The sequence below is a fragment of the Limnothrix sp. FACHB-1083 genome, from assembly GCF_014696485.1.
Lineage (GTDB): Bacteria > Cyanobacteriota > Cyanobacteriia > CACIAM-69d > CACIAM-69d > CACIAM-69d.
Genome location: NZ_JACJQD010000012.1, coordinates 81,807 through 104,743, shown reverse-complemented (window position 1 = coordinate 104,743; position 22,937 = coordinate 81,807). Strand labels below are relative to the sequence as shown.

At 55.7% G+C, this 22,937-nt stretch carries 19 protein-coding genes; 13 read left to right on the top strand and 6 right to left on the bottom strand.

Annotated features, from left to right (window positions below):
• Positions 1 to 468: 468 nt before the first annotated feature.
• The 3 genes from clpX (at position 469) to H6F46_RS15300 (ending at position 3,816) form a co-directional block, all read left to right on the top strand.
• Positions 469 to 1,839 carry an ATP-dependent protease ATP-binding subunit ClpX gene (gene clpX, locus H6F46_RS15310; protein WP_099531592.1) on the top strand — a complete coding sequence of 457 codons (1,371 nt, stop codon included), beginning with the start codon at positions 469 to 471 and terminating at the stop codon, positions 1,837 to 1,839.
• A gap of 142 nt (positions 1,840 to 1,981) precedes the next feature.
• Positions 1,982 to 2,836 (top strand): alpha/beta fold hydrolase, encoded by an 855-nt coding sequence (locus tag H6F46_RS15305; protein ID WP_190355585.1) that lies wholly within the window; start codon positions 1,982 to 1,984, stop codon positions 2,834 to 2,836.
• Between the two features lie 191 nt (positions 2,837 to 3,027).
• Positions 3,028 to 3,816: a glycoside hydrolase family protein gene (locus H6F46_RS15300; RefSeq protein ID WP_190355584.1), complete on the top strand. Its 789-nt coding sequence runs from the start codon at positions 3,028 to 3,030 to the stop codon at positions 3,814 to 3,816.
• A gap of 85 nt (positions 3,817 to 3,901) precedes the next feature.
• Here H6F46_RS15300 and H6F46_RS15295 read toward each other — a convergent pair whose 3' ends face one another.
• Complete coding sequence (locus H6F46_RS15295; RefSeq protein ID WP_242027983.1) at positions 3,902 to 4,873, bottom strand: DUF3598 family protein; 972 nt, start codon at positions 4,871 to 4,873, stop codon at positions 3,902 to 3,904.
• On the opposite strand from H6F46_RS15295, the gene pyk reads away from it, so the two are divergent.
• Complete coding sequence (pyk, locus tag H6F46_RS15290) at positions 4,827 to 6,590, top strand: pyruvate kinase (RefSeq protein ID WP_190355583.1); 1,764 nt, start codon at positions 4,827 to 4,829, stop codon at positions 6,588 to 6,590. The genes H6F46_RS15295 and pyk overlap by 47 nt on opposite strands.
• A 1,052-nt stretch (positions 6,591 to 7,642) precedes the next feature.
• Positions 7,643 to 8,251 carry an ATP-dependent Clp endopeptidase proteolytic subunit ClpP gene (gene clpP, locus H6F46_RS15285; RefSeq protein ID WP_099531589.1) on the top strand — a complete coding sequence of 203 codons (609 nt, stop codon included), beginning with the start codon at positions 7,643 to 7,645 and terminating at the stop codon, positions 8,249 to 8,251.
• A 266-nt stretch (positions 8,252 to 8,517) separates the two neighbouring features.
• On the opposite strand, the gene H6F46_RS15280 is transcribed toward clpP, so the two are convergent.
• Complete coding sequence (locus H6F46_RS15280) at positions 8,518 to 9,648, bottom strand: metallophosphoesterase (RefSeq protein ID WP_190355582.1); 1,131 nt, start codon at positions 9,646 to 9,648, stop codon at positions 8,518 to 8,520.
• A 325-nt stretch (positions 9,649 to 9,973) separates the two neighbouring features.
• Between H6F46_RS15280 and psb34 the strand changes: the two genes are divergently transcribed.
• Positions 9,974 to 10,153, top strand: coding sequence for a photosystem II assembly protein Psb34 (gene psb34 / locus H6F46_RS15275; protein WP_190355581.1), 180 nt, complete (start codon positions 9,974 to 9,976; stop codon positions 10,151 to 10,153).
• 531 nt (positions 10,154 to 10,684) lie between these two features.
• Here psb34 and H6F46_RS15270 read toward each other — a convergent pair.
• Positions 10,685 to 11,200 (bottom strand): hypothetical protein, encoded by a 516-nt coding sequence (locus tag H6F46_RS15270; protein WP_190355580.1) that lies wholly within the window; start codon positions 11,198 to 11,200, stop codon positions 10,685 to 10,687.
• 306 nt (positions 11,201 to 11,506) lie between these two features.
• On the opposite strand from H6F46_RS15270, the gene hetZ reads away from it, so the two are divergent.
• From hetZ to H6F46_RS15255, 3 genes are all read left to right on the top strand, one after another.
• On the top strand, positions 11,507 to 12,685 hold the full coding sequence (gene hetZ / locus H6F46_RS15265) for a heterocyst differentiation protein HetZ (RefSeq protein WP_099531585.1): 1,179 nt from the start codon (positions 11,507 to 11,509) through the stop codon (positions 12,683 to 12,685).
• Entirely contained in the window at positions 12,678 to 13,796 is a 1,119-nt protein-coding gene (locus H6F46_RS15260; RefSeq protein WP_190355579.1) for a hypothetical protein, read from the top strand. Before hetZ ends, H6F46_RS15260 begins: the two co-directional genes overlap by 8 nt.
• A 305-nt stretch (positions 13,797 to 14,101) precedes the next feature.
• Positions 14,102 to 14,338, top strand: coding sequence for a NifU family protein (locus H6F46_RS15255; RefSeq protein WP_099531583.1), 237 nt, complete (start codon positions 14,102 to 14,104; stop codon positions 14,336 to 14,338).
• 824 nt (positions 14,339 to 15,162) lie between these two features.
• Here the strand turns inward: H6F46_RS15255 and H6F46_RS15250 are convergent.
• The 3 genes from H6F46_RS15250 to hemF form a co-directional block, all read right to left on the bottom strand.
• Positions 15,163 to 15,387, bottom strand: coding sequence for a DUF4327 family protein (locus H6F46_RS15250; RefSeq protein WP_099531580.1), 225 nt, complete (start codon positions 15,385 to 15,387; stop codon positions 15,163 to 15,165).
• Positions 15,388 to 15,982: 595 nt separating this feature from the next.
• Entirely contained in the window at positions 15,983 to 16,342 is a 360-nt protein-coding gene (locus H6F46_RS15245) for an STAS domain-containing protein (protein WP_190405019.1), read from the bottom strand.
• Between the two features lie 306 nt (positions 16,343 to 16,648).
• The gene (gene hemF, locus H6F46_RS15240; RefSeq protein WP_234406460.1) at positions 16,649 to 17,665 is read right to left on the bottom strand and encodes an oxygen-dependent coproporphyrinogen oxidase; all 1,017 of its coding nucleotides are present in this window, start codon (positions 17,663 to 17,665) and stop codon (positions 16,649 to 16,651) included.
• A 921-nt stretch (positions 17,666 to 18,586) separates the two neighbouring features.
• On the opposite strand from hemF, the gene H6F46_RS15235 reads away from it, so the two are divergent.
• The 4 genes from H6F46_RS15235 to H6F46_RS15220 all read left to right on the top strand — a co-directional run bounded on the left by H6F46_RS15235 (position 18,587) and on the right by H6F46_RS15220 (position 22,887).
• Entirely contained in the window at positions 18,587 to 19,666 is a 1,080-nt protein-coding gene (locus H6F46_RS15235; RefSeq protein WP_099531576.1) for an Mrp/NBP35 family ATP-binding protein, read from the top strand.
• 101 nt (positions 19,667 to 19,767) lie between these two features.
• Complete coding sequence (gene rodA / locus H6F46_RS15230; RefSeq protein ID WP_242026199.1) at positions 19,768 to 21,027, top strand: rod shape-determining protein RodA; 1,260 nt, start codon at positions 19,768 to 19,770, stop codon at positions 21,025 to 21,027.
• A 131-nt stretch (positions 21,028 to 21,158) separates the two neighbouring features.
• Positions 21,159 to 21,824, top strand: a complete 666-nt coding sequence (locus tag H6F46_RS15225) for a riboflavin synthase (protein ID WP_190355578.1) — start codon at positions 21,159 to 21,161, stop codon at positions 21,822 to 21,824.
• A gap of 331 nt (positions 21,825 to 22,155) precedes the next feature.
• On the top strand, positions 22,156 to 22,887 hold the full coding sequence (locus tag H6F46_RS15220; RefSeq protein WP_190355577.1) for a GUN4 domain-containing protein: 732 nt from the start codon (positions 22,156 to 22,158) through the stop codon (positions 22,885 to 22,887).
• Positions 22,888 to 22,937: the final 50 nt, after the last annotated feature.

The following is a 22,937-nucleotide window of genomic DNA, read 5'->3' as shown; positions in this document are numbered from 1 at the left end:
ACCCATGCACTTGCTCTTTTGTTTTGCTTGCTTTTCTGGGTGGGGGCGCTTGTGTGGCGCTTCCATTGACGATCGGGATTATGGGGGTGGGGGCGATCGGGATCCTGAAAACTTCAGGGCAGCGCGATCGTTCGGCGTGCCTTTGCCAGGTTTTCAACGGCTTGCGGAGCGCTTGAGGCATAATGGAAAAAGGTATCCTCTGGTTAGATGTTTGCTCTCGCATTGTGACCATTAGGGTGACCACGCGCCCAAAGCCAGCGTTTGGCCAGCGGAAATGTTCGTGCGATCGCCCCTGAGGCGGAACTCAGGTTCTGTCAAGGGTTCCACCGGTTCACGGGTGGAGCCAGGGACTTTGCAAATCTGCCATCAGCCAGATCTTGATTCACTACCAGCGCAGCACCCCTTTGCCATGAGCCAATGCCATGGGCAAATGCGGTAACGAGTGCGCGACTTCGAGGGGCAACCTGTATGTCGAAATTTGACTCCCATCTCAAGTGTTCGTTTTGTGGCAAGTCCCAAGAGCAAGTCCGCAAGCTTATTGCTGGGCCGGGAGTCTATATCTGCGATGAGTGCGTAGATCTGTGCAATGAGATTTTGGACGAAGAACTCTTCAACGGTGGCACGGCAACCCAAGCGCCGCCTCGTCCTGAACCGGCTGAGCGGACGCGCACCCGCACTCCCCGCACTACACCCCATCGGGTGCTGAAGCCCCGGGAAATCAAGAAATACCTCGATGACCATGTTATTGGCCAAGACGAAGCCAAAAAAGTCTTGTCAGTGGCGGTTTATAACCACTACAAACGGTTAGCCTGCTTGCAGGAAGCCGAAAATGGTCAGGGATCCGCAACAAGCCCCAGTAATCCTAGTGCGCCCGCTTTGGATGATGGGGTGGAACTCCAAAAGTCCAATATTTTGCTGATGGGCCCCACGGGGTGTGGCAAAACGCTGCTGGCTCAGACCTTAGCCAAAATTTTGGATGTGCCCTTTGCAGTGGCCGATGCCACAACCCTGACGGAGGCGGGCTACGTTGGGGAAGATGTGGAAAATATCCTGCTGCGTCTGTTGCAGGTGGCGGATTTTGACGTGGAGGAAGCCCAGCGCGGCATCATCTACATTGACGAAATTGATAAGGTAGCCCGCAAGAGCGAAAACCCCTCCATTACGCGCGACGTATCTGGGGAGGGGGTGCAACAGGCCCTGCTGAAGATGTTGGAAGGGACGGTGGCGAATGTGCCGCCTCAGGGGGGCCGTAAGCATCCCTACCAGGACTGCATCCAAATCGACACCAGCAATATTTTGTTCATTTGCGGTGGGGCGTTTGTTGGTTTGGAGAAGGTGGTGGAGCAGCGCACGGGCAAGAAGTCGATGGGCTTTGTGCGAGCGGGTGAAACCCAATCCCGGGAGCAACGCACGGCGGATACCTTGCGCCACCTGGAACCGGAAGACCTGGTGAAGTTCGGGATGATTCCGGAGTTTATTGGGCGGGTGCCGGTGCTGGCGGTGGTGGAGCCGTTGGATGAGGAGGCGCTGATTGCGATCCTGACGCAGCCGCGTAATGCGCTGGTGAAGCAATATCAAAAGCTGCTGCGGATGGATAATGTGCAATTGACGTTTGAGCCGGATGCGGTGCGGGCGATCGCCCAGGAGGCCTATCGACGGCGAACGGGGGCGAGGGCCCTGCGCAGCATTGTGGAAGAGCTGATGCTGGATGTGATGTATGAAGTGCCGTCGCGGAAGGATTTGACCCGCTGTCTGATTACGCGGCACATGGTGGAGCATCGATCGACTGCGGAGTTGTTGTTGCACCCGTCGTCGCTGCCGAAGCCGGAGTCTGCCTAGCCTTTCGGAAATTGGACTAGCTCAGCTCATTGGGCTAATGGCTCGATCGAGCCTGATGTTTGGGGCTTTGCACCCGATCTCGAAGTTTGATCTTGTGATCTACTAACCTTTTTGCATTAACCTTCTTTGCTGCTCTGCAACCATGGCCTATGTGGAGGTGCGCGGAACAGCGCATTATTACGAGTGGATTCGACAGGGGGGCGCAACGACCCCAACCGGTCGGCCCATTATGGTGTTTTTGCATGGCTGGGGCGGTTCCGGGCGCTATTGGCGATCGACTGCGGCGGCCCTGAGCGATCGCTTCGATGCGCTGATTTATGACCTGCGGGGATTTGGCCGATCGCGCTTGCCCCAAGACCACCCCCCGGCCGATTCTCCTGACTACTGGTTGGAAGCCTATGGGGAAGATCTGATCGCGCTGCTCGATCGCCTGGGCATCACGGAGCCGGTGTATCTCAATGCCCACTCAATGGGGGCTTCGGTGGCCGTGTTGCTGATGCGGCAATCGCCCGATCGAATTCGGCAAGCCATCCTGACCTGTAGCGGCATTTTTGAATATGACGCGGCGGCCTTTGCGGCCTTTTACCGGTTTGGGGGTTATGTGGTGCAATTTCGCCCCCCTTGGCTGTCTCGCTTACCCCTAGCGCCACAACTGTTCATGGCGCGGTTTTTGCACCGCTCCATTCCGATTTTGGAGCAGCGTGCTTTCCTGGAAGACTTTACTCAGGCCGATCGCGCGGCGGCCCTGGGCACGATCTTTACCTCCGTTAGCCTACGAGCCGTGGAAGAGATGCCCGCTGCTTTTGCGGCCTTGCCTGTGCCGACCCTGTTGGTGGCGGGACAGTTTGATCAAATCATTCCGCCGCGCTTGGGACAGCAGGCCGCTGCACTCAACCCTCGCATTACCTACCGCGAGCTGACGGCCACGGGGCATTTTCCAATGCTGGAGGATCCGGAAACTTACCTAGCCACAGTGCGCCAATTCCTGCATGGATGAAGCTGAAGTGGACAAGGGTGTTGTGGGGTGATTCCCCTCAGCCTGCTGGAAGATCGGGCTTTAGAATGTGCCTGAGGGGAGCGGTGGACTCAGGTATCGATCAAAACCAGACCGTTCGTCGATTCAGGCTCAGTTTCCCGATCGCCCAATTTTGCCCCCTTGCCTCCGGTGCTCTATCCGGCTTCTGGCCCATGCTTGACCATGCCAACAGTTCGCCTACCGAGTTGCCACCCAAGTTGCCCGCACCCTCACCAGCAGAGGGATCGACGACCTTTTGGGGATCTTTGGTCAACGGGGCGATCGCGGCGGGCAGTGCCATTACCCTGTTGTGGTTGGGCTTGAACCTGTCGGAGTTGTCGCCATCGGGGGCAAATTATTTGGGCCCAGCCTTGAAGCTGAGCGAAGGCGTGGCCATTCCACCTCTGGCCATGCAAGGCGGAGACCCTTACCTGCGGGCCTTGATGCGGACAATTTCCGTGAGCGAGGCGAATGGTCGCGATCCTTACGCGATGCTTTACGGCGGCCGACGGGTTCGGAACCTGAGCCAGCATCCCCAGGAATGCGTGACGATTTTGCTGGGGCCCAATATGGGCAATTGCTCCACGGCGGCGGGTCGCTATCAAATGCTCGATCGCACCTGGTTTGAAAAGGCGAAGGCCTATCACCCCGATCGCCACAGTTGGGGCGTTTTGGGCCGCTACAGTTTCGAGCCGGTTTATCAAGACTGGGTGGTCTATCGCTGGCTGAACGATCGGGCTGCTTGGGGGATCGATTTGCGCCAGGCCTTGCGCCAAGGCCAGCTCGATCGAGTGTTGCGCCGTTTGTCCGGGACTTGGACTAGTTTGGGCTACGGCATTGAAACCAACCGCATGACCCGTTTGCTGCCCAGTGCCTATCGTCAAATTTTGCGAGAAGAGTTGAAACGAACTCAGGGGCCCGCCCAACGCCCAGCCCAGTCCAGCCCTTTACCAACGCCCTAGCCGGATTCCTAGCCAGATACTGTGTGTCCCCCACAAGTTGGCATTCGATCTCACCCCGCCACTGGGCCGGGGTTGTTGGGAGAACCTAGGCGACGCGCTCTTCCGTCACCAGAGTTAGGCTAGCCCAGGCTCCTTGGGCATCGTAGCTGCGGATCAGCCGTTGGCGCAGATTAGGGTTGATTAGCCAACCGGCCTCCAAAAAGAGCGGCTGTCGATAATTGAGTTGCGTGGGAAAGGTGGCCGAAATCCCGTTGGGCAGCAGGAGCACTGTGCTGTTACCTGCGCGGAACTCCAGCCGATTCCCCACGATCGCCGCGTCAGAGCCGATCGCCTGATTCCCGAACTTGAGTGTTTGCACCAGCCGATCGCCCGATCGCCGAACTTCCAAGTGCGACATGCCTGTTTGGGCCGGCTGAAAATCGGGATAGACCGTCACCCACTGTCCTTGCCAAACCCCTGGCAGCGCGGCTAACAGCGCTTCAGGCGTGAGCGGCTCCCCCGGCGGCAAGGTTGGCATAGGATCCAGGGTTTCCCGAATCAGGGAAAGGGGCATTAACTGCGCCGCCTTGTCGTAGCGAATCACGACCCGCACCCGCAAGGGCCGAGCCACCAATCCCAACTCGGCCCCAAATTCGGAAAAGGGCCCTAATTGCATGGAACCTTGGGAAAATGCGCCGGTTTCGAGGGCTAAGAAGCCTCGCCCCAGGTTGCTGTAGGTGAGTTCTAAATCTTGAACGGGGGCAGCGGTTTCGATTTCGGGAAACTGTCCATCGGCCGTGGGGGCAAATTGGCGCACCCGCTGATAGATAGTTTTGCCGCCTTCGAGGGGGGTAATGCTGGTGATGCTGGGGCGATCGCTGAGGAGTTGTCCTTGGTCATCCACCGTGGCAAAGGAGCCGTACCACTCACCCACGTTCTCTAGCAAGCAGTCCCAGGTCGATCGCATGGCCCATAGCAGAGAGAGGACTCCATCGATGGTATCGTAGTACCCGCAACGTTTCGAGACATTCATGGACTCGCCACAGCCCTTGCGCCGCACCAAAATCGTCGCCACCATTGGCCCCGCCACTAACACGCCCGATGTGTTGCGATCGCTCATTGAAGCCGGTGCCACGACGCTTCGCCTCAACTTCTCCCATGGCAGCCATGCCGATCACCAGTCCAACATTAAGCTGATTCGGCAAATCTCCTTTGAGCTGAATCAGCCGGTGGCGATTCTGCAAGACCTTCAGGGCCCGAAAATTCGGCTCGGCAAATTTGCTGAAGGGTCGATCGTGTTGCAAAAGGGCGATCCCTTCGTGCTCACCAGCCGGGAAGTGGTGGGCACTCAGGACGCAAGCTCCGTCACTTACGATTTGCTGGCGGAAGAAGTTCCTGAAAATGCCACGATTTTGCTCGATGATGGGCGCGTGGAAATGGTCGTGGAACGGGTCGATCGAGCCAAGGGCGATCTCCACTGCCGCACCATTGTTGGCGGTCGCCTCTCGAACAACAAGGGCGTGAACTTCCCCGGGGTTTACCTGTCGATCAAAGCTTTGACCGACAAGGATAAAGAAGATTTGATGTTCGGCCTCGATCAAGGGGTCGATTGGGTGGCGTTGAGCTTTGTGCGCAATCCCCAAGACGTGCTGGAAATCCGCGAAATGATTGCCAGCCGGGGCAAAAACGTGCCCGTGATCGCCAAAATCGAAAAGCACGAGGCGATCGAGCAGATGGAGGCCATCCTCTCCCTTTGTAACGGGGTGATGGTGGCGCGGGGCGATCTGGGGGTGGAACTGCCCGCCGAAGACGTGCCCGTCCTGCAAAAGCGCTTGATTCGCACGGCTAATCGTCTGGGCATCCCGATCATTACGGCCACCCAGATGCTCGACAGCATGGTCAGCAACCCGCGGCCCACCCGTGCGGAAATTTCCGACGTGGCGAATGCCATTTTGGACGGTACTGATGCGGTGATGCTGTCCAACGAAACCGCTGTGGGTCAATATCCCGTGGAAGCCGTGGCCACCATGGCTCGGATTGCCGTGCGGATTGAACAGGAAAAATTCCAGTTCGATTTGGACAGTGCTGGGCGATCAATCCCGAATGCGATTTCCAAGGCCGTTGGGGACATTGCGGCCCAGTTGGATGCAGCGGCGATCGTAACCCTCACCAAGTCCGGAGCCACCGCCCGCAACGTTTCCAAATTCCGTCCTAGTACGCCAATTTTGGCCGTCACGCCCCATGTCAACATTGCCCGCCAATTGCAATTGGTGTGGGGAGTGCGGCCGCTGATGGTGTTGGATTTGCCATCTCCCACCCAAACCCTGCAAGCGGCGATCGGGCTGGCCCAAGAACAGTACGTTCTGCGCGAAGGGGATTTGGTGGTGATGACCGCCGGTACGTTGCAAGGCATCTCCGGTTCCACAGACTTGATCAAAGTAGAAGTGGTGACCTCCGTGTTGGGCCGTGGCCGTGGCATTGGCCAAAGCTCCGTTAGCGGTCGGGCCCGGGTGGTGAAAAACCTGATGGATGCCAACTCCCTGGAAGCGGGCGAAATCCTTGTGGCTCCTGCTACCAGTGTTGATTGCATTGAAGCGATTCGCCGTGCCGGTGGCGTGATTACCGAAGATGGCAGCCTGACGGGTCACGCCGCCACTATCGCCCAACGGTTGGGCATTCCCGTAATTGTGGGTGTGGATGGGGCGACCGATGCCATTCGTGACGGGGCGATCGTGACCTTGGATGCACCGCGCGGAGCCATCTATTCGGGAGCGGTAGGAGCCATCAGCGAATAGTTCACGAATCGTTTGCGAGCGACTCATTGAATTAATTAGTTAGTTCAACGAGAGGAGCGGGCTGGGGGTAACCTGGGCGATCGCCCTGTGGCGATCAAAAAACTGACCCCCGCCCTTTCCAAATCAGAGTTCAACCGGCAAAATACTGGCATCCCCCCGCCTGGTCAGCCCTGATCGCCAAAAGTTGGATCATCTCCACGGGCGAACCAAGTGGCGGGAAATGATCGATCCTGCTTTGGCGTGTAAAGCTGGCTGAAAATAAGCCAGTCACGAAAAAAGCAGACCGCGAATAGCAGATAGCCAGACGGTTAGATAGTCAGACAGTCAGACACGGATAAAAAACAGATGGGGTAAACGCTGGGCGAGAAGTCGTTTAACCAGTTGCAATGCTGGGTCAACCTCTCAGCCCCGCTCGACTCAACCCAATTCAATTCAGCCCTTGTCCTTGGAGCCTGGTAATTCTTTACCAAAGGTTCATACGGAATGGGCGAAAGTTCATCCTAGCTTTACAGACAGCTAGGGGTTTTCGCATACCCTTAAAGTTATGAAAGTGCTGAAAACGCAATAAGGGCTAAAAACTCCATTGCATTCACGCGCTTGCGGACGAAACAAAAAAGTCACCCCTTTGGGGTCTCCGCAGCGTGCCATCTCTGTCTGACATCTCTGACAATCTCCACAGACCCTGCTCTAACTCTCTTTTCCTGCTCTAACTCTCTTTTTACGACAACGGTTCATTGGGTGAGTGTGATTGACACACCACCCCTTTTTTTGTCTCTGGATTTTTTGTCTCTGGGTTTTTGGTGTAGCGTTGCTGATCTTGTGCTCTGGCTGGCTGAAAAATCGCCGGGGAATGGTGGATCAGCCTATTGAGCGCCTATCAACCTTGCTCAGAATCGAGAGCGTGAAATGGGCAACTAGCCTGTTCAGCCTAGGCTCCATCGCGATCGAGCAGACCTGAGGGCGGAGACCCGTATCGAGACCCCTAGAAGGTATTTGGCGCAACTCGCTAGAATCAAGGTTGTTTCAGGTCATTCACAAGCCATAGGACGCGCATGATCCCGACTGTTATCGAACAATCTGGCCGCGGCGAACGCGCTTTTGATATTTATTCCCGGTTGCTGCGGGAGCGCATTGTGTTTTTGGGAACGGCGATCGATGCGGATGTGGCCAACTCGATCGTGGCGCAGCTCCTGTTCCTTGACGCGGAAGATCCCGAACAGGATATCTACCTGTACATCAACTCCCCTGGGGGTTCGGTGACGGCTGGCATGGGCATCTATGACACGATGAATCACATCCGCCCGAGCGTTTGCACCATCTGCGTTGGTCTGGCGGCCAGCATGGGAGCGTTTTTGCTCAGTGCCGGTGAAAAGGGCAAACGGATGAGCTTGCCGAACTCCCGAATTATGATTCACCAACCCTTGGGCGGCGCACAGGGCCAAGCAACGGATATCGAAATCCAAGCTAAGGAAATTCTGTATCACAAGGCCAATCTCAACCGTTGCCTGGCGGATCACACGGGTCAACCCCTGAGCCGCATTGAAGAGGACACGGAACGTGATTTCTTCATGTCGGCTGGAGAAGCCCAGGACTATGGCCTGATTGACCAGGTGATTAATCGTCGGCCGTCGGCTTCGGAGCCGTTGGTGGCTGCGGTTTAGGATGCGGCGGCGCTGCGGCGTGGCTGAGACTGTGTAACCGGCGCTGCATGATTTGCACTGTGGGGCGATTGGCTTGCAGTGATGAAAAAGCTGAGGGCGCGGAATTTGGCATTGAATAGCCAACGATCGCGCGGGGGCAAGGGGCTTAAGCCCCTTGTCTGCTTTTGGTGGCCCCTTGTCTGCGTTTGGGGGCCCCTTGCCTGTTTTTGGTGGATAAGGCCAGGGCGAGCCGTTGCCTTGAAGATGGCTGGCGGGGCTTGATGTTTCTAGAGGCGCAGGGCGATGTGGTTGTCGATGCGTGCGATCGAGCCGTCGGGGCCGATCGCCCCAAATTGTTGGCAATAGTCCCGCACGATCGGGGGCAATTGCTGAAACTCAAAGAGCGCGTCCCCATTGGCCACATCGGCCCAGAAATTCCGCAACTGGGGAGTTAACAGGAGCGCTTCGTCTTGCGACAGCCCCAAACCGCCATACATCAACATTTTCAACATAAACGGCGGACTCCGATCGCCCATCCACTGCCGAGAAAGGGCGGGCAAATCTTCCCAACCGGGAACAGACTTCACGCGGCCCGATTCCACCTCCAACCAAGGATGACCCGCGCGATCGCGCCGCAAGGTGACCAAACGGAATGGATGGGGGTAACTGACTAAGGAGCCGGTGGTGATGTCATAGAGTCCGTCAGCTTCGGCAATGTCCTGCACATGGAGATGGCCCGTAAAAACTAACTGGATCCCGGCCGATCGCAGCTTTTGGCGCAGTTCGATCGCGTTTTGGAGCATGTAGCGACTGCCCAGGGGGTGAGTCGCCTGTTCCGGCAAATGTTCCACCACATTGTGATGCACCATCACCAGGGTCAGATCCTGCGGGTTGAGCTGGGCAAGGGTGCGATCGAGCCAGTCCATTTGCTCCGCATCGATCGCCCCAACAATTTCCTTGCCATCTTCTGCAAGTTGATTGGAATTCAGACCAATCAGCTTCAGGCCGGGCAACAACTCTTGAATGTAATAGGGCTGCGGAGAATCCCCATAGCCAAAATCCCGATACAGCGTCACAAACTCCGGCAGGGTCGTGATGCGCGGGTAACTCGATTGGGCAGGAAAATCATGGTTGCCCGGAACCACATAAACCGGGTAGGGCAACTGTTTCAGCCGTTGCACCAACCACTGATGATTTTCTGGCTCGCCATGTTGAGTCAGGTCACCAGGCAACAACAGGAAATCTAAATTTAGTAGCTCCAGTCGCTCCAGGATTTGCTCCAGGGCCGGAATCGCCACCTCCACCAAGTGAAATCGACTCGGATGATCCCAAACCGTGTGGGGCAAAGCGACATGTAAATCGCTGATGACGGCAAAGCGGCAAGGGCGATCGGGCCACGGGGCGATCGGGGAGGACATAGGAAGCGGTGAACAGGGGCTGAAGAACTGGACAAGGACGATCCCCGCTCAAAAACGAGTATAGCCTTGCGTTTCCGCCCCCGGGTGCGATCGGGCCCAAAGCAAGCAATCTGTAGTGATTTTTAAATCGTTATTAACGCATGTGTCTATTAAACGATGAAATGTGGGTTGATCCGAGAGCTGGACTGATGACTACAAAGGCTTTTTGCTCCGAATGAGGAAAATAAAATAATTTTCGTCAAGTATGTTGCAAGAAAAATTTACATAGTGTTATACTGTGAAACACAGGGCAACAAACAGCCCCCACACCCTTTGGAGCAGTGCCATGTACACCACCATTAACGAAACCGGCCAACTGAATAACTACGCTAAAGAGCCGAAGATGTACTACGCGCATTACCCCACCTTCTGGGAACAACGCCGCTACGCACAACTGGGTGGGGCCGCTGTCTTACTCCTGGGGCTAACTTTGGCAGTTGCCTTCGCTGCATCCTCAGTCGCCTAGAGCATTAGAACCTTCAGGGGTTAGTGTTAGCAGAGTCAACCATTTTCTGCACCCGCACGAGTGGTCGTTGAGTTCTAACCTCGTTGATGATCCACAATGACGGTTCGCAGCAACTCCCCAAAGTAATGACCTGCACTTGCTACCCGCAGCGATTACTTGCCACGACGATCTTTAGTCACCACTGGCTATAGTTGTCTGCAACCGACCAACCGTAACAAACAACACGAAAGCCACCCTAGTTTTGAACATCGAGGTGGCTTTTGTTGTTTTTAGAACTTGAATGAAAATTGACAGTCCTCTTGTGCCTCAACTCTTTCTCTTCACTTGGGCAAAGGGCATATAGAAATGAATCATAGATGGTAGATCATAGAACTTTCCCAAAGCTTTCTAGTAGCGGAACGAGCCTATGTCGATCGGTCAAGTCAAATGGCTGTTGCCGTTCCCCGATCGCTAGGTAACAAGGGGCTTAAGCCCCTCGTTATGACAACTGATTTCGCAACTTTGACCCCCCAAATTAAGGTGGCCATGCTACTAGGCAAAGTCTGAAGGGATCGTCGTGGCGCTATTGGGCAGCGGATTGGGAATCATGTCGCCCTCCTGCCATTGCTGCACCTGAGAGAAGAGGTTGCGAACAGTTTCTTGAAAGGCTTCTCGGGTTACTTCAATGCCTTGCATCACATCGCCGGGGATGTCGAAAAATACGAGGCTATCGATCGTTTCCATTGCCATCAGTTGAAACAGGATGTGCGTGACGGGAAATGGGGCGGCCATCAAGTTGGGATCTTTGGTGGGCATGGGGCCGCGGGCTGCGTCTTGCAAGGTGGGAAAGGCGTAGACCACATTTTTCTCGATTCCCTGTTCGCGGCGGTTCCCGAGGGTGACGCGTACCCAATCGCCATTGAGGGTTTGTAGGATGTAGTAGTCTTCGCGACTCAGTTGGTTGGCGAAGTAGATCAATGCTGGGGCGATCGCGGCAACGATTTCGGGAGTTTGACCGTCTTGGGGGGCATTGTCGATCAGAATTTGAATTTGGCTTTCAATATCCATAGGTTCAATGAAAAAGACGAAAAATGACGGTCAAGCTAGGCAGGGCGGGCAGCGGCTTTGGCAATCGCCCTAGTAACAGTCCTAGCAACGATCGCTCGTGCCACAACCATCGTTGCGATCGGCCGCAAGCATTGTACCTGCGGATTTTGTGGCAAGTTGTTGGGGGCTAATTGGGGTTACCGATCGCACAGGCAGCGTAATCGCTCGTGGTGGTCATCGCTGAGTCGATTATGCTTGTCATGGTAAACCGTTCCGTAGGACATCTCCGGAGTCTTGGGGTGGCATCAGTCGCAATGGTCGGTTGTAATGTTGGCATCAGACGAGAGTTGTAGGGGCGTGGAATCGACGATCGATTTATTGCAGCGGGAGTTGCGGTCAGGAACGACGGCTCCAGAGGCGGTTTGTACAGCGGTGGCCGATCGAATTGCGGCGGAAGTCGATCGCATCTGTACTGAAAGTCGTCGGATCCAGTCTTCCGGGGATGTGTTGGGTTGGGCCCACAGCCTGGCTCGTCACCGATTGCAACAGAATTTGCGCTATTACCAATTGGGATCCCAACGCGGCCGAGCCGAGTTGCACAGTACCCTCAGCGCCATCATTTACCGATACATTTCCCCAGCCCGATCGCGCACGAGCTATCAAGCGCGGCTGTTGGCGATCGAGGATTTCCTCCAGGGATTTTACGTGGAGGCGCTGGGGGCCTTTCGGCGCGAAAACCAGTTGCCCCCGGACTACACCCCTCGGGTACGGCTGGAGTTGGCGGAATATATGGCGTTTGTGGAGCGCTACGCCAAGCGCCGGATTCCGTTGCCCGGTGGGCGATCGCAGCAGTTAATTGTGTTGCGGGCCCAAACCTTTGCCCGTCAACAGCCCCCGGAAACTTCGATCGACATGGATCAGGCCGCCGAAAGCGCCAGTGATAGCGGTGAGGGCTACTCCTGGGATGATGCATCGGTGCAGCAGGTGCGCGATCGAATCAGCGCCAAGGAATCCACCGATGTGATGGATGGGGCCCTGCGCCAGGCGGTTGTGGATGAATTAATTGCTTATCTGCGCGATCGCAACCAAGAGGAATGCGTTAACTATTTGGTGCTGCGATTAAAAGACTTATCCGCCAGCGAAATTGAAAAGGTGTTGGGGCTGGATGCTCGTCAGCGCGATTACTTACAACAACGTTTCAAATATCACCTCATTCGCTTTGCCTTGCTCCACCGTTGGGAATTGGTTCACCAGTGGCTTGATGTGGATTTGGAGCGCGATTTAGGCTTAACCCCTCGTCAATGGGAAAGTTTGCTCAATCAACTGGGCCCGGAAATTACCAAATTGGTGGAGCTAAAACGCGCAGGATCAGACGATCGAACCGTGGCCCAAGCGATGGGGATCAGCGCTTCTCAAGTGCAAAAGCTATGGTTCAAGTTGCTGGAAACCGCTTGGGAAATTCGTAATCGCACAGAGTCCGGAACGAGGAGGGGGACAGATGAATAGCAACTTAGATAGCGTTCCCGGTGCGTTGCAAGCGCAGCTCTTGGGCCAGTTATTGGATGTGGCCAAGGAACTCGACCCCACAACCACCCCTGATCAGTCCCGATCGCCTGAGCCGATTGAACTTGGGGCAACCCAGCTTGAGCCGATCGAGATTGATCAGGCGATCGAACAGGCCCTCGCTGCCCATGCCTTCGATCCCGCTGACCTCCTAGAGGGCGACTTTGCTGCCCTTGCGGATCCGGCGATCAACCCCGCACCAGCGCGATCGCTATCTCCCAGCGATTTATCGGTTGCGAATCCTATGCTCGAACTTGATGCAATGCCCGTCGTTGACCAGCGCTATCACGCCCTGCTGAAACAGCGGTTGATTCTAGAAGCCTCCCAGCGCCCTCCCCTGTTTCCTTGGGAGTCGTCTGAAGCGGCGCTAGATTATCGCGACACTTACGAGGACGCGCCCTCGATCGCCCAAGTTCCCCAAAATCCCTGGCTACGGCAGTTCCAGCAGCTCAACCTGCCCACGAACCTGCCAGCGGAATTGGCCGAACGACTCTTAGCCGCTTGTCAAACCGTTGCCGCCCAGGCTCTCAAAGAAGGCGTAGCCCTCATGCAAGCCGTGGATGAGCTATTTCCCGACCAAGATCGCCTGCTGAATGCCCAAGCCTCCGTCGTGTTGCGCTGGGCAACGGCCGTGCGTACCGGTGCTGCCAATCGTTTTCCCATGGAATATGTGGAATATGATCGCGCCAACCCCCAGCAGCAAATGACCATTGCCCTGTTGGCCGCGCGGGAACTGCTGAACCGCCTGACCCTCGAACTCAGCGCCAAAACCCCCCAGGTCACCCAAGAATGGCTAGCTGATGGTGGTGCTTTGCGAATTGAGGCCCACTACATCCCCCAAGCCGATCGCCCTGCCTTGAACCTCACCCTCCGGCTTCCCGGCACGGGCACTGCTACTCTCAATGGCCCACAAGCCTCGGTGCAAGCGGCTGGGGAAGGCCTCCTGCGCCTGTCCATGCGGAACGTCAAACCGGGCGATCGCTACCGGTTGTCCGTGGCCCAAGTGGGCGAAACGGAGCTTCCTCCCTTGACCTTCACGATTTTGGTGCGCTAACAGCCACGAGCAAACAGCCACGAACAAACAGCCACGAACGAACAGCCACGAACGAGCGGCCCGGGCAACTGGCCGTGAGCGATTCGCCATGAACTGAGATCCCGTCAAATTACGGGCATGACTCAAGAGTACGACTCGGGAGCATGAACCAGATTTAGCAACTTGCCTGTTGTAAAAGTAATCAAGTCAGGCGATACACTAAAGGACGGGTGATCGCACGATCCAGCGACCTATCCATCGCCCGCCCTGAGGTCATCCCTCCAAGGAAAATCCTCATTCGTTTTGCTAAATCCAGAACGCTCGCCATGACCCTACCCCTCACTGTTGAAAACGTCGAAACCACCCTTGATGAACTGCGCCCCTACCTGATGGCTGACGGCGGCAACGTTCAGCTTGTTGAAATTGACGGGCCCGTTGTCAAGCTGCGTCTCCAAGGTGCTTGTGGTTCTTGTCCCAGCTCGGCCATGACCCTGCGGATGGGCATTGAGCGTCGTCTGAAGGAAGTGATCCCCGAAATTGCCGAAATTGAACAAGTGGTTTAAGGCGTTTACCTGAGCCTTCGGTTTGAGTCTCAAAACTGAAACCTTCGACGCTCAAAAGCAAGTCAACACAGCAACTCAATACACAACCAAATACAACTGATCGATCGCTGATAAAACAAGGGGCTTTTGCTCCTTGTTTTCTTATTTGATTTTCCTGTTGTGGATTATTTTCTGTAAATTATTTTCTGCAAATTTTCTTGCTTAAGCTCTCTTCAAAATCCAAAAACTTAGCCATCTAAAAACTAAAATTAGATACAGCCTTTACTTAAAATAATTGGCACGTCATATCGCAAATGCCATGAATCAACGGTTCGGTGGGCACGGCCCACCCTACAGACAACTGTGCTTAGTAATCGAGATAAGGGCTGTAGTAGAAGTTTTTCTGAAAATATTTTAGTAAAACAGTTTAAACATAAACAGGCAAGGAACGTCAGCTCCTTGCCTGGTCAATAGTTGTGCCGTTTGGCAGTCTAAATTACTTCAGCGTGGTTTCAGATATCCATGGAGATTCATCGATCGATGTTCCGTGCAATCTATTGATTGATAAACTAAGTCAAATTAATCAATGCAATAAATTCAACCGGAGTTAACTAGACCTGATTAGGACTGCTTAGATCTTTGGGTGAGTCTCAATGAAGCTGAATCCGAATAGGTCTGGATGAATCGCAGTGGGAGAATTTATGTGCCTCAGCCGATCGGCAGTTGATTGTTTGATCTGGCGAGCGAAATTTGCAAATTTGATGGGTAACAGCGCCCACGTCATCTCACGCGATAGCTTAGGGTTTGGCAAGCCAATTAATGTGCGCTTGATGGGGCTGCTGGTCTTAATCGTTAGTCCATTCTTCGTGACTGAGCAGGTCTCCCACGCAGTCCCGGAGTAGATAGTCACACCGCTCTAGCTCAAACTCCACACAAGTCCATTCCCGAGGCGGAATAAATTGGCAGAGGACATAGAGGGGCTGATGACGATCCACGTTTCCCGTTTCCACGAGATGGCGGGCTTCGTCTCGGATCTCGTCGATCGAGTAACGCAGTTTCGTTTGCAGCATATAGAAGGCCCTCTTGGCGATCGATTCGGATGGTTCGGTATGGCTCGATTCAAATGCACCCTACTGTAACGCACCAAATTTATCTATGGCTGTTGCTTAGTAGCGGGCAATACTGAACTTTTACCTATTCTCATCCTTGCCCGAGGGCTTAGCACAGGTCTGGCCGTTAAAAATTCTTAAAGACTGCGACTGTCCTGCAATATTTGATCATCCCCCTTATCATGGCTCTTGGATCGTGACTAGGCGGGTCGATCGAATCCGTCACGTCACTGGGCAGCCTCAGTCAAGCTCTGGAACCGTGGGCAATGGCAATGGTTGTGAATAGTTGCCAGATAGTTGCCAGATAGTGGCGCGAAGAGTGGCGCGAGCAGTGGCCGGAGGCAAAAAGTACCCAATTTGGCCCATAAACCGCAAGCACCGGAAGATCCATGGGACTCATCTTCCAGTGCTTGTGGTGGGTGATGCTATGCGCTAGCTAAAAGGTTGGCTGTTCCCGATCGGGCAGCCCTGGGCTTGCGCTGCCTAGGAGGCGATCGCCCCTTTTGTTTGATAACAACCTAATTGCAACGGGCAGATGGCGCGCTAGGGTGAAGGCCTAGCTAGCGATCGTGCGAGGAGTGCCCTCAAGGGCTTGGTCTTCACTATCAAAAATTTCAAATACGGAATCCATCACGGTGACCTCGAAAACCAGCTTGGCTTCGGGGTGTACCTGACAGAGGCGAAAACTGCCTTTTTCCTTATCGGCATCCCGCATCCCGGCAACGAGCGAGGTGAGGCCAGAACTGTCAATGAAGTTGACCTTGCTGAGATTCACGACGATATGAGGACTCAGCTTAGAAATACATTCTTGCAGTTTGAGGCGAAATTGCCAGGCTGTCGTAATGTCCAGCCGTCCTTCAGGGGTGAGAACAATTACCGTCGTGCCATCTTTGGTCGTGTGGGTCTTCTGCTCCATGATGGATTGTTCGCTCTTGGGGGACTAGGAAGGGGGCTGGCCGACAGATCGTGTTGAGGACAGCGGCGGATCGGCAAGCACTTCATGACCATACCCAAACTCGGGGGCCAGTGGACGTGCAAAGAACGATCCCGGTCAGGACACGGAGATCGAAACAAAGCTGGGGGCTTGATGCTTCGATTTGATCGCACCGGCTACGAGCACCACGCAATCGGAAGCAGCGCTCGACAGGTAAGTCTCCTTCGGATTGTATCACGGCACCCCAGGAGACTTAAGTGGTCTCGGAGTGCCGTTTTCCCCAAGCTGCTAGGCAAGTCCAGGCACTTGAGGGGGTGCATTGAGCCAATCCTGCGGCTTCAGGAAGATCTCATAGAGACTCGCTTCCCGCGTGTTGGGGTCGGGCTGGTAGCCATATTCCCAACGCACGAGTGGCGGCAAGGACATCAAAATTGACTCTGTGCGACCGTTGGTTTGCAGCCCGAAGATCGTGCCGCGATCGTACACCAAGTTAAACTCAACGTACCGTCCCCGACGATAAAGCTGGAAATTTCGCTCCCGATCGCCATATTCCTGGGACTGACGACGCTCAACGATCGGCACGTAGGCCGGTAGGAACGCTCGGCCGCAATCTTGCACGAAGCCGAACAACTCTTCCCAATTGCGCTGAGCCGGCACGCCCACTTGCTTGCTGTGTTGGGCGGCGGGGCCCTGGGCATCGGGGCCGCGATAGAGTTCGTTGGTGCCGTCTTGGTAATCGAAGAAGATGCCGCCAACCCCACGGGTTTCATTGCGGTGCTTCAGGAAGAAATATTCATCGCACCAGAGCTTGAAGGTGTCGTAGTAGTGCGGATTGTGGCGATCGCACGCATCCTTCAGGGTTTGGTGAAAATGCACCACATCTTCCACAAAGGGGTAGTAGGGGGTGAGGTCAATGCCGCCTCCAAACCACCACACGGGGCCCGCTTCAAAGTAGCGGTAGTTGAGGTGAACCGTGGGGATGTAGGGACTTTTGGGGTGCAGCACCATGGAGGTACCGGTGGCGTAGAAGCCATGACCGGCCGCTTCCGGGCGCTGGGTCAAAATCGAAGGGGGCAATTGGGTTCCCCACACTTCCGAGAAGTTGACTCCGCCTTGCTCAAATACGCCGCCGTTGGTGATGACGCGCGATCGCCCGCCGCCCCCTTCGGGCCGCTCCCAGGCATCTTCACGGAACTGACCCGCCCCATCGGCGGCCGTCAGTCCCTGGCAAATTTCATCTTGAATTTGGCGCATCCATTGGCCAACCCGTTCACGGGAGTCGGCTGGCGGTGCGCCCGCAACCATGGGTTGGGCCTGGCCGTTGGCCTCGGGATGGGTGATCGATGACTTGGCGGGGGTTGCGAATGCGGTCATAGCTAATGTCTAACGCAGTTTGTTAGGAAGCTTTAGGAAAAGGAAACGCCCGCGATCGACCTAAATTTAGGAACTCCCTCAGCCTGGGACGGGGGACGGCGATCGATCTTGGTAGAAAACAGGTTCTGGCGGTTGGGTCAGTTTCCTCACCCAAACGACAACCAGTGCCACGGTTGCTATTGACCCTCTAGCGTACCGGAGGCCCCTAAAAGTCCGGCCAAGCAGTCGTAGAACTTAACAATTTTGTTGTAATCCTGCTGCTGAGTCGCAATTAATCGTTGGTACGAACGCTCGATCGCCCCCGATCGCCTAAGCCGCCGCCTGCCAACTTCCCTTAACAAGACTGAGATCAAGGTGGGGATCAGCTTGAAATTGAGGAGCGCCCAGAGCCATGAGAGCGACTCAAACAGATACTCAAATCAATACTCATCAATACCCAAACAGAACTCAAACAATACCCAAACAGATGGAGAAGCAACTTCTAGAATTCAACCCAGACCCCTGAGCACCGAGCCTCCCCAGATTTTCCCAAGTCGCGATCTTGCAAGCCCTGAGAACAATCAGAACGTTCAGAACATGAGGAGCCTTCTGCTCGATCGGTAGCAGCCCACCGGCAAACGGTAAGATTTCAAAACATATAAACTCTGAGTACAAATCCTTAGAATCACCCAAAAGTTCCTGAATCCCCCCGACTCGCTGCCATGGCCGAACCATCGGCCCCCGTAGTCCGAGCTTTGGAAACTTCAGTGAATTCGGGATCTCTGAGGGATCTGTTCGGGATCTCTTTTAGCCTCAGCTTCCGATTAAGACTCAGCTTTCGACTCAGCTACGCCAACGAATTCCCACTCACCCATGACTGCTACCGCCCTCAGTCCCGAAGCCGTGCTTGAGATTTTGCGCCCCGTGGAAGATCCGGAACTGCGCAAAAGCCTCGTTGAGTTGAACATGATCCGCAACGTCAGCATCGATGGCGGCGCTGTGCGGTTCACCCTGGTGCTGACAACCCCCGCTTGCCCCTTGCGGGAATTTATTGTGGATGACTGCAAGCGGGCGGTGAAAACCCTGCCCGGCGTGGAGTCGGTGGACGTGGAAGTGACGGCTGAAACGCCGCAACAAAAATCCTTGCCCGATCGCGCGGGGATTTCCGGCGTGAAAAATATCCTGGCCGTGTCCAGCGGCAAGGGCGGCGTGGGCAAAAGCACCGTAGCCGTGAATATTGCCGTTTCCCTGGCCCAATCGGGGGCCAAAGTGGGGCTAATTGATGCTGATATTTATGGGCCCAACGTGCCAACCATGCTGGGTTTAACCCAGGCGGAAGTGATGGTGCGGCCAGGGCAGGGGCAAGGACAAGACATCTTGGAACCGGCGGAAAACCACGGCGTGAAGATGGTGTCCATGGGCTTCTTGATTGACCCCGATCAACCGGTAATTTGGCGGGGGCCGATGCTGAACGGCATCATTCGCCAATTCCTGTACCAAGTGGACTGGGGCGAGTTGGACTACTTAATTGTGGATATGCCGCCTGGAACGGGGGATGCCCAGTTAACCATGGCCCAAGCTGTGCCCATGGCGGGGGCGGTGATTGTGACCACGCCCCAAACGGTGTCGCTGATTGATGCGCGGCGGGGGCTGAAGATGTTTCAGCAGCTCAGTGTGCCGGTGTTGGGGATCGTGGAAAATATGAGCTACTTCATTCCGCCGGATCTGCCCGATCGCCAATACGACCTATTTGGTTCGGGTGGAGGCAAAAAGACAGCGGAAGAATTAGCAGTGCCGCTGCTGGGCTGTGTGCCCTTGGAAATGCCTGTGCGGGAAGGGGGCGATCGGGGTGTGCCTATTGTGGTGTCGGCTCCGGATTCGGCCTCAGCCCAGGCCCTGAAGGCGATCGCCCAGGCCGTGGCGGCACGGGTTTCGGTAATGGCCCTGAGCTAGTTTGCCTGAACTAGTTTGGGCGTTACCGGCGACTGGCGGTGAACCATCGGGCCATCGCTCCGCTACTGTTTGATCCAATCCTCGCCCTTTGCTTGCACTCAATGGCTTCTTCCATGTTGCGCTCCAGTCGCTGGAATCTCAAATCGCTGATTCAACCCTGGGCTGATATTGACTGGGTGTTGCTGCTGGCGGTCACGGTGATGACCGTCATTGGTGGCATCAGCATCCGCAGCGTCGAACTCAGCTCCGGGGGCACGAACTGGATTCAACACCTGGTGATGGGAGCCATTGGTTTAATCATTGCCCTCTGGCTGGCTCGATCGCGCTATGAGGAAGTGGAGCGTTGGCGCTGGTGGATCTATGGCGGCATTAACCTGCTGTTGATTGCGGTGATGCTGTTTGGGACAACGGCCTTGGGGGCAGAACGTTGGCTGACGATCGGGAACTTTAATATTCAGCCTTCGGAGTTTGCCAAGGTGGGGCTAATCATCACCCTGGCCAGCGCCATCAACCAAGAAAGCATTTCCACCCTGCCGCGCTTGTTTCAGGTGCTAGCCGTGACGGCCGTGCCCGCCGCCCTGGTGTTCTTGCAGCCCAGCTTGGGATCAACGTTGGTGCTGGGGTCGATTTGTATGAGCATGTTGTATTGGGGCAATGCCAATCCCGGTTGGCTGGCGCTGCTGGTGTCGCCGGTCATTTCCGCCGTGTTGTTTAACGTTTACTTGCCCGCTTGGTTGGCTTGGGTGGCCCTGATGGGGTTTGCGGCTTGGAAAAGTCTGCCCTGGCGCATCTATGGCAGCTTGGGAGCGATCGTGGTGAACCTGACTTCCGGGGGGTTGGGCAAAATCTTTTGGGACTTTTTGAAGCCATACCAAAAGGCCCGAATCACCATGTTCCTCAACCCAGATCAGGATCCGATGGGTGGGGGCTATCACTTGATCCAGTCGCGGATCGCGATCGGGGCGGGGGAGCTTTGGGGCCAGGGGTTGTTCAAAGGAACCCAAACCCAGTTGAACTTCATTCCCGAGCAGGACACAGACTTTATCTTTGCGGCGGTGGGCGAAGAGCTGGGGTTTATTGGCTCGATCGTGGTGCTGGCCCTGTTTTGGATTATTTGCTTGCGGTTGGTGTCGATCGCCCAATCCGCGAAAGATAACTTTGGCTCGGCGATCGCGATTGGCGTGTTGGGAATGTTGATTTTCCAAATCACGGTCAACATTGGGATGACGATCGGCTTGGCTCCCATCACGGGGATTCCCTTGCCCTGGTTGAGTTATGGGCGATCGGCAATGCTCACCAATTTTGTGGCGATCGGGCTGGTGCTGTCGGTGGCCAACCATCGCCAGCGGCTGCGATTCTGAACTCAGATTTCGCCACTAGAGTTTTGACAACCAGCCCTGGTGCTTCGCGGCTTTGATCAGTGGTTCTGATCGGTCGTTTTGAGTAGTTTTGAACAGTGGCTTTTAACGGCATCAGGCATTAGGACTCAGCGGTGTTTACAGGATTGGTGCAAGGACTGGGAACCCTGGAACGGCTGGGGAACGATCGGGTGGTAATTACCTGCGAACCCGAGGCGATCGGGGCGATTGTCCCCGGCTTGGAACTGGGTGATAGCGTGGCGGTGAATGGGGTGTGCTTGACGGTGGAAACCCTGTTGCCCGATGGGTTTGTGGCGGCTGTGTCCCCGGAAACCATCGATCGCACCACCCTGGGGCAAGTGCAGCGCGTGAACTTGGAACCTTCGTTGCGGGTGGGCAGCAAAATTGGCGGCCACTTCGTGACGGGGCATGTGGACGGGCCCGGCTGGTTTGAATCGGCGATCGCCACGGCCACCTCCTGGGAACTGAGTTTTCAGGCGAGCGATCGGGTCGCACGCTACATCGTTCAAAAGGGCAGCATCGCGATCGATGGCATCAGCCTGACGATCGCCGATTGTTCGGACGATGGCCGCTGGTTCAAGGTGGCCGCCATTCCCCACACCTACGCCCACACCACCTTGCAGGAATTGCAGCCCGGGGCCGCCGTCAACCTGGAAGGGGACGTGTTGGGGAAATATGTTGAAAAACTCCTGCGATCGGGAGCGGGCCCCCTGAACGGCGGCGCGGGGGAGAGCTATGCCATCACCCCCGACTTTTTAGCGGAGCATGGCTATCTTTAGAAGCCCGATCGCTCGTGGCCCGAACCAGTCCCATGCAGGGGCCCATAGAGGCGCTGCTGAGGAATACCGGGGCGATCGGGCAAGGGCCGCGAAACCCAGTACCATAGATCCCGAAGCTCCCGAAAGCTCCCGAAGCTTAAGCAGCAAGATCAAGCCAATCCCTGAGCAGCGCTCAACGATTGGTAATCATGATTTGCAATCTCGAAGCCTGGGCAAACCGATCAATCCGCTCGTGGTTTTGGGGTTTGCGCCGTAGTCCCTGATGCGCCATTTCCGGCCAATTTTCCTTTAACAACCATTTCTTGAAAACGCTGGTTCTTCCTAGGTTGGCATGAGCGATTCCCCTGCGTCCGCCGTCATTGATCCGTCTACCGCCCTCGACTCCCTGGCCACCGCGCTCAACAGCGGCAACCTGAAAAAGCAATTGGCCGCCCTTCCGGCGTTAGCGGCCCTGGATGATGGCGTGGCCTTGCTGATCGACTTTGCCAAGGATCGATCGCCCCAGCCCTTGGCCATTGACACGATCGATCCGCTGCTGGGTCGCATCGGCCAACTGTTGAACCGGGCCGACTTGCCCCAGGCTCGCAACTTCCTCGAAGGCTACTATCCCGATGGGGTGGTGGAGTTGCCCGGGGAATGCACCGTGGACTACCAACCCATTCAAACGGCGTTGCTTGAGGAAGATTTTGATCAGGCCGATCGAATCACCATCCAAAAACTGTGCGAGCTGGCGGGCCCCGAAGCCGTCAAACGCAAATGGCTGTACTTCACCGAGGTCGATCGCTTCCCCGCCCTCGATCTGCAAGTGATTGATGGCCTGTGGCGCACCTATTCCGAAGGGAAATTTGGCTTTTCGATTCAGCGCGAAATTTGGTTGGGTGTGGGGCAAGATTGGGAAAAATTCTGGCCCAAAATTAACTGGAAACAGGGTAACCACTGGACGCGCTGGCCCGGTGAATTTACCTGGAGTTTGGCAGCGCCCCGAGGCCATTTGCCCACCACCAATCAACTGCGGGGCGTGCGGGTGATGAATGCCCTGATGCGCCATCCGGCTTGGTCTTAGGAGTGAGCCAAGGGTTGCGCTAGGGGTTGCGCTGGTAGTGATGCTGGTAG